At 36.1% G+C, this 6,187-nt stretch carries 2 protein-coding genes and 1 pseudogene; all 3 read right to left on the bottom strand.

The window, feature by feature from the left end; translation table 11 throughout:
• Positions 1–93 precede the first annotated feature (93 nt).
• The 3 genes and pseudogenes from AC1DSB_RS12735 to AC1DSB_RS12745 all read right to left on the bottom strand — a co-directional run bounded on the left by AC1DSB_RS12735 (position 94) and on the right by AC1DSB_RS12745 (position 5,489).
• Positions 94–578: pseudogene (locus tag AC1DSB_RS12735) on the bottom strand (DUF2975 domain-containing protein).
• A 503-nt stretch (positions 579–1,081) separates the two neighbouring features.
• The gene (locus AC1DSB_RS12740; protein ID WP_342543597.1) at positions 1,082–1,480 is read right to left on the bottom strand and encodes a DUF1259 domain-containing protein; all 399 of its coding nucleotides are present in this window, start codon (positions 1,478–1,480) and stop codon (positions 1,082–1,084) included.
• Positions 1,481–1,973: 493 nt separating this feature from the next.
• Positions 1,974–5,489: a S8 family serine peptidase gene (locus AC1DSB_RS12745; protein ID WP_477586833.1), complete on the bottom strand. Its 3,516-nt coding sequence runs from the start codon at positions 5,487–5,489 to the stop codon at positions 1,974–1,976.
• Positions 5,490–6,187: the final 698 nt, after the last annotated feature.

Raw genomic sequence — 6,187 nt, forward strand, 5'->3', positions numbered from 1 at the left:
CTCTAAACCTCTACAAAAGTTCTGTAACGCTAATACCCCTATTAGATTAGCCAGCATCACATCAATATTAATTGTAATTTCCGTGTTATTCACTCATACCGTTAAAGCATTTTCTGACTTTTTATCAATAGCTTCTTTTAAAAGATTTTGAAGAACAGCCGCAAAGGTTGCAATTACGCTTGAAGCAAAAGTGCACATTAATCCCAGTCCTATAACACTTGCTACATCACCTTCAATAAATAAAACTACGAATATTATTCCTAATACAATTAAGGTACTGATTATGATTGCACAGTATTTTATATACCTCAAAGCGTTAACAGATACTTCCGAGAAAGCCTTGTTCCAATCTATGTAGGTTAAAAGTTAAATGCTTGATACAACGCAACAAAAAATGGAATAGACAATACATACCCACACACTAAAAAGGGATATTGCAAGTAAGCAGTCTCTGGATTCGCTTCTGCATCTCTACTGGCTATCCAAGGCAACCAAAATAGACACAAAGCAAGCACTGTAATTCCAATAAGAAAAATAACTAACTTTAAGAAAATTATTGATCCTTGTTTGCGTTTCATAAAAAAGCGGCTCACTTATTTTATTTTTGTCAATTTGACTTTACCACACGATTTATCGTTTTAAAATAAAAAAATATTGATTTCAATTACATTATTATTGTTTCCGAAGAATCCTATTAATTTTCGACAAAATAAAAAGCATTCCTCATTACATGGAAATGCTTTATAACTTTAAACTATTCATTTTATTACTCTGAACCTTTAAGAACCCAACCTGAACTTAATTCTTTTTGTTATTCCAGTAATTATCGACTTTATTTCAAATTTCAATGACTCAGTCTTAAGATATTCTTTAATGGAATAGAGTTTGAAAATAGAAAGTTCACTTATCTGCTTCTTGACCAACATGTCCAGATGTAATCGTTTGTATTACTTTTTCTCCCAGCATTTACTCATCCCCTAAGTCGATAATCGTTTAATAAGAAAAACAGGGTTGTTTGTCATTGAAGACCTATTATACAAAGTAAAAACACAGGAGACCGTGGTGCGTTAATTAAAGTATTTTATCTACTTACCCTTAGAGTCCTTAGCGCTTCTGCAACTTTATGAGCAAAAGTTAATGGTGGTTCTACAGATTGAAAATTAATATAAAGGATGTTGGGTTTCGTATAAAGCCAATTGTTATGCAATGCACTGATAATTATTCCATTTTTCACAAGTGTGTTAACAAAATAAGGGACTTCTTTTTCAAGAATAACTGTTACTCCGCGATTAAGAGCGTACCCGTATTGATCTAAATCTTCAAACATGATTTCAGTCTCAATGTTTCCTCGAACTGGACGTCCTTGAATTGTGACTGGAATATCACGATTAATTTCTACGGAGCAAATACCATTTTCGATATCTGGTTTTCCGTTAAGAATTTGGCCGAACTGTTGACAAAGAGTGTTGAAAGTTTCCATTAGACACATCCTTAATATTTTATTCAGTTTATGTTCATGCCAGTAACTTGGTGAATTGTCTTAGATGGAAAATTGAACAGTAAAGTAATTACAATCAATTGCTCAAGTCGATTTCTGTAATTCAAGAATTATTTTTCTTCATCTGAGTGGTTAAATAATGGCGTGGTTCTGACGGTAAATCTTCCCCAGTGACCGTTTATAAGCTAGGGGATTTAGACAAATAAAAAAAGCCCTCTAGCAGCCATTAAAGACAATTAGAGGGATTAGGGCAAAGCCCTTTGTCTTCACTACGTTCGACAACTCATTTAACAGGAGTATTTATTTTAATTACTTACTACTATTGATAGCAGATTTAAAGCTATTTATTAGTTGAGTTTTTAAAGGATAAAGTGGGGCTCTTTTTTATATGAAACTTCCAGGATTCGTACATGATAAAACCTCAACCCTTCTAAACATCATAAAGGATTGAGGTTTTATCTTATGGTTTCGTTTTTTAAGGTTGCACCACCGTCATATAACGTGGAGTTGTTGAGATCTTTAGACCCGTTTCAATTTCTTCCATCTCAGCGACCACTTTATATTGCCCACTAGGTAGATCAGTTGATGGTTTCCATTCTTTTATATAAGCAGTCTCTGTATTAGCAAATTTATAAGTATCGACCACTTTTCCTGTAGGATCTTCGATTGTAATGGTCCAGTTCATTTTTTTCAGGGTAATTCCCAAAATATGACCTGGCTCCTGTTGCGTTATTGGTCTACCCCATACATCCCACGCTGAAAGGAATAACCACTGATCTATATACGAGCGATCTCCGTATATTTCATAAGTGACATTACCTGCCCAGTCAAATGGGACTACGATTACACTTTTCGGTTCAGTATCTACTAGCAAGGACGTTTGTGTTGCAGTAATATATTTAGCTTTGCCATTGACATAAACCATCGATTTTGTTAAGCCACTTCCCCCTGCATTATCCATCATGTCCCAAGTAATCAAATACTTATTTTCTGGTGTTTTGTTGACTTGAATATTTTCTACTTTTGGTGCAATAGAATCTATATTAATCGGAAGCTTAGTCTTTTGTGGACGTGCTCCTTCATAATCTAATGTGCTCTCCATAATAAATTGATACTTTCCGTCTGGAACATATTTTCCATCATCTGATTTCAAATTCCAGATATACCCACCCCAAGTGAACTCGCTATTTGACATTATATTTTTTCTGAATTTCCATGGTTCTCCAGTTCCAGTAAAATCACTGTAATCTCCAAGATAACGAACTCGATTACCTGTTGCATCTTCAACGTACATGTCCACCTTTTTTACATTCCGCAAGGTGGTAAACTGTGAATAAAGACCCTGGTTCGCAGCATGTGGAGAGATGGACATTCTTTCTTCTGCGAATGTTTTGTCCGCTTTATCATAACCAATTGCTACAGCTGGTTTACCAAGCCAGTTTTTCTGACCATAGTAAGGAAATAGAGCTGTTTCTTGTAAAAATGCATTTTTGTCCCACATCGGTGCATCTAAGTTCTGAGGTTGATCCCAGTCACCATAAAAGCCCATATACGGAATGGTTAAAGACGGAATCGAAGCTTGATCTCCATTTTTCGGAACAAAGCGAACAAATCCCTCAACAAATATATTTTTCTTCAATCCATCTGGAAGTTTAATATCCACTTTTAAATCTTGAAGATGACCTTTTTTTACGGTAAAGGTGGCAGGTGTTGTATGGCTAAAATCTTTTCCGTTGATCTTCGCTGCTGCTCCTTCGATACGCTTACTTGTTAGCTTTAGCACTTCCATCGTCTTTTCAATTTTCCCATCGCGATTTAAATCTAGGTCTTTCTGCTCGGTATCATCTGTTAAAAGGTCTAGATAGACATCATAAGTAATCTCTTCTGGGGTAGATTTACCCGCTAACGCCTCTACCTCCAGCATAAATTTTACTTTATCTTGCTTAATCTCTTTTAACTCCACAGCAGCTGCATTTTCTGGATTAGCAAACTTATCTTTGACTAATACAGGTGTTTTTAGTGCATTAGCAATCTGCATCATCCCTGAACCTTGTTTACGTGGAGAATATGGAATGTTACTTTCTGTTGTAGGGTCAATTAAGATTTGAGCTGTATTCATCAAAGCTGTTTTCGCCCGATAAATAGCATCTGAACCTCTCGTCACGCCTTTTTCATAAAGCGACTGTAACACTATGGCTCCCGCACCCGCTACATGTGGCGAAGCCATCGAAGTTCCGCTATATATTTCATATTTGTTATCCATAACAGTAGAATAAATCTTACCACCAGGTGCGGTGATTTCAGGCTTAAAATCAAGGGTATGCGGTGCTCCATATGATGAGAAACCAGACATAGTCCCCTTGGTATTATTATCGATTAAGGTTCCCTTACCCACTTTAACATTAATCTTTTCACCATTTTTCAAACGTTGAATTAAGTCCTTTCCTTCAGCAATCCCAGTACTAACTCCTGGAATGTTGCCATAAGGAGAAAAAAGTAATTTGGCATAATTTCCTAGTGTAGCTAAAGGTACCATTATTACTCCTTTTGCTCCATTCTTTTGAGTAAGAGATTGTATGAATTGTTCACTACCCGCCCATTGTTGTTCTGCAACCACGATTTTGTCCTTTACATCTTTTCCAGCGAAATCCTGGGTACTACCATAACCTACATAAACTAACTCAATATCTTCACCTGGAGCAAAGACATTTGCCATTTGAACATAACCTGCATGGCGTTTGTAAATAAGTGGTTTCCCATCTGGAAAAGTAAGTGTGTCCATATGGACTTTATCATTTTCATAAGAAGCTACTTGTAAAGCAAATGGACTTGAACCAGGTGCTCCTACTACTCCAATATCAGGATTCTGAGCATATGGTGCATGAGAATATGCGGTTGATCCACTTCTAGTACTGTAGTATGCGTTTCCACCAGCTGCAACCACTAATACTCCATTCTCTGTAGCAGTACGAACTGCTTTTTGTATAGGATCTTCTTCATCCACAAAAGCACCGTCAGTTCCTAAGCTCATGTTGATGACATCGGCATCCATTTCTACCGCGTGATTGATTCCGGCTATGATATCATCTGCAAATGCCCCTCCATAATAATCGGAAAAAACTTTTTCTGCTAGGATCTGTACATCAGGTGCAATCCCTTTTACCCCGTCGATTTCATCGGTTCCATTGGCCCCAATCGTTCCAGCTACATGCATTCCATGTGATGTAGCATATGGAAGAACATCTTGATCTCGGTCAGCCCAATCGTAACCAGCTGGTACTTTATCTGAATACCAGCGATCTTCTACAGCTGTTTGAGCTAATTTTTCTTGAATATTAGTAGAGTTCCACTTGGCTTTCGCTTTTCCTCTGTCAGACATAGTAAGATCTTGATGGCGATAGTCCACTCCGGTATCGACAACAGCAACCACCATCCCCTCACCATGGTAACCTAACTCTTCCCATACTTTTTTCGCTTGTACCATGGATTTACTACTGCTCATCGTTTGTTGATAAGTCTCTGCAATCTGTACACTAGCCACTCCAGATAGTTTTTTGATTTCTTTGATATTTTTGAACTCTGTATCCATACTGAAGCCATTAATACCTGTTACAAAGTGATGTCGCTCTTTCACATTCCACTTTTTCATTTCTTTCATCTCTTGGATTAATGATTTTTGAGCTTGCTTTAATTTCTTCTTTTCAGATTCATTTCCCTTGGCAGTGTGTACAGGTTCTCCTGTCATTTCCACAATCACTCGTACAGAATCGCTAGGAGCATATTGAGTATCAACTGGCTTGTGGGCTTGGTCTACTGTCCCTATTTCATCTGTAGTTGCTTCTGTTAAATTAGACTCAAATACTTGGTTGGTCAATTGTGACTCGATTGATGTGTCATTCGTTTCCGCAAAAACTGTGACTGATGAAAAAAGTAAGGATGTTACAGCTGCAGTAGTCATCACTTTAAATGCCTTTAATTTACTCTTGTTCATTTACATCTCTCCTTTTTTTATTTATCTTTGAGTTTTATAATTATTTCACTACAATTATGAGTTTAGGAATTTAATAAAATTATGGAATAATAACTTTACGCAATGCTAACCCCACTGAGTGAATAATTACACTACAAATTGTACATACAGCATAAAAAACAGTAAATTGGGGGAATATAGCATAGTTCGATAGACTTATATGTACAAATTCCATAAAAAAGATTGTCATTTAAAATAGAATTTTAAGTTATTATCAGGAAAAATATTTCTGATTTTGTCGAAATCAAAAATATTAGTGAGAGTATTTTCTCTTATATTGGGGGAAATAAACATAATCGGTATAATTTTATGAAAATTTAAAAAACATAAAAATGTGTATAAAGAAACTAGAAACGTATATGGTATTTTGGTCATGTATTCATTATGTAGAAATATAATATTAATGGCCGAATGGTCCTTACACTCCTTGATCCTGTGCATTAAAGACCGTCTCTGATGATTTCCTGTTCTTCAACTAAGCATCCGAGGAGATATAGCTATATAGACTATTTAAAGCACTAGTAAATATCACTAAAAATAGCATACCCCTCAGTTAGTGAGGGGTATGCTATTAATCTAATTGATGTTATCTCAAACCATAAGCCTTAATAATTTCCTGAGAAATTTTGATTCCTTGGTCATCCCAAGCGGTTGCACGG

The organism is Paenisporosarcina sp. P4_E4_2 (assembly GCF_056401595.1).